The organism is Mesorhizobium sp. M0833, from assembly GCF_040319905.1.
Classification (GTDB): domain Bacteria; phylum Pseudomonadota; class Alphaproteobacteria; order Rhizobiales; family Rhizobiaceae; genus Mesorhizobium.
The window spans coordinates 1-1,333 of sequence record NZ_JAMYOQ010000087.1 but is presented as its reverse complement, the minus strand read 5'-3'; the positions used below and the strand labels follow the sequence as shown (position 1 = coordinate 1,333).

General features: G+C 57.9%; 4 protein-coding genes. All 4 read left to right on the top strand.

Features of this window, described 5'->3' with window-relative positions:
* Positions 1 to 236: hypothetical protein (locus NKH98_RS32890; RefSeq protein ID WP_352904312.1), on the top strand; the 236-nt coding region annotated here is incomplete at its 5' end.
* Positions 237 to 473: 237 nt separating this feature from the next.
* A complete protein-coding gene (locus NKH98_RS32885) occupies positions 474 to 650 on the top strand; it encodes a hypothetical protein (protein ID WP_352478410.1) in 177 nt (58 codons plus the stop codon).
* Between the two features lie 4 nt (positions 651 to 654).
* A complete protein-coding gene (locus NKH98_RS32880) occupies positions 655 to 897 on the top strand; it encodes a DUF982 domain-containing protein (RefSeq protein WP_352478412.1) in 243 nt (80 codons plus the stop codon).
* A gap of 89 nt (positions 898 to 986) precedes the next feature.
* A complete protein-coding gene (locus NKH98_RS32875) occupies positions 987 to 1,232 on the top strand; it encodes a DUF982 domain-containing protein (RefSeq protein WP_352506242.1) in 246 nt (81 codons plus the stop codon).
* Positions 1,233 to 1,333 lie beyond the last annotated feature (101 nt).

Sequence of the window (1,333 nt, the reverse complement as noted above, 5' to 3'; positions counted from 1 at the left end):
CTCCCAGGATGGGCGATCAACCGAACTCTCCACCCGCCGCAGCTGCCACGAAGGACCTTGTTCAGAAAGTGATCCTGCAAGCCTCTCGCGGTGAAGTCTTGTCCGTAAAGGAGACCATCGCAGAGATACGCCGAGACTCTCCGTATCTGCTGGTTACTGACGATGAGCTGGTCTACCTTATAGTCACTGCGGCCCCGGCCTTCGGACTGTCAGTCGCGTTCGACCTCCACGAATAGTCCTCCCGGCAGCCCATTGGTTCGACCTCAGGTGTACGTCGGCACGACCGATCCGGGGTTGTGGGACCAAAGGCGGATCGAGGCGCGCTCTATAGGGTCGAGAGGGCAGGGGGTCCTCGCGCGAGCCACTAATCCGATCCCCTGCTGAGAAATTTCTACCAAACATTCCGCCCATCATTCAAAGGAACAAATCCGCTCGCGGTGCAGTTCGGTCCTTTTAAGCATGCAGGCCCGAACATGGCTGAAATCGATAAAGCCAAACAGAAGGTTATTGCCGAAGTGGTGCGGCGGTGGATCACTTCAGAGGTAATCCGCAATCACCTTCGCAACCTGCTAAATCTGCCTGTAGAACGGGAGCTGCCGGCTGAGCAAAAGCATTTGCTGCAGGAACTTGATAGGGCCGACAAAGAGTGACTGTATGGCACTCCATTGGTTCTCCCCTCCGGTCCCCGTCAAGACCGAGCGTCCCGGGACCCTTCGCAACGTCAACAACGCCGAGACAGCCGGCGAGGAGCTGCTGAAGTGGACGAAGCGTGGCCCTTGCTGGGACCTCGCGGTGAGCGTTTGCATGGCCGTGATATTCGACGAGATGGAAGCTGAGGAGGCCCGTAAGGCATTCCTGGCTGCCGCTAAGGAGGAGGGTAGGCTTTTTCCTGATTAGCAGGTCGCGTCGCTCTTCGCGCGAGCCAAATTCGATCACCGGCCCAGACATCTCTACCAAACATTCCCACCCCCTCTAATTATCCCTCAATGGCAACCCATTGGTTCGTCCCTCCGGTGTTCGTGAAGACTGAAACCGGCGACAGGCATGGCTGCAACAATGCGAGGGCAGCCCTTGAGCAACTCAAGAGGTGGACCCGCAGAGGACCCCGCTGGCACAAGGCGGTGAACCTTTGCCTGTCAGATCTAGAGAGCGATCCGATTGACCCTCAGGTGGTACGAAAGGCCTTTGAGGCTGCCGCCAAGGAAGCCAAGGTGTATCTCTCACCAGAGTAGGAACCCTCCACTCGTGTTCATCGAACCGGTTCGCCATCCGGTCCAGCAGCTTACGGGATGCCGCAATTACGCGGCGGGTTTCATCAAGGGAGAGCCGAAGG

Coding starts and splice junctions, on each gene's coding strand:
- NKH98_RS32885 (WP_352478410.1), top strand. CDS start 474: ATGGCTGAAATCGATAAAGCCAAACAGAAGGTTATTGCCGAAGTGGTG.
- NKH98_RS32880 (WP_352478412.1), top strand. CDS start 655: ATGGCACTCCATTGGTTCTCCCCTCCGGTCCCCGTCAAGACCGAGCGT.
- NKH98_RS32875 (WP_352506242.1), top strand. CDS start 987: ATGGCAACCCATTGGTTCGTCCCTCCGGTGTTCGTGAAGACTGAAACC.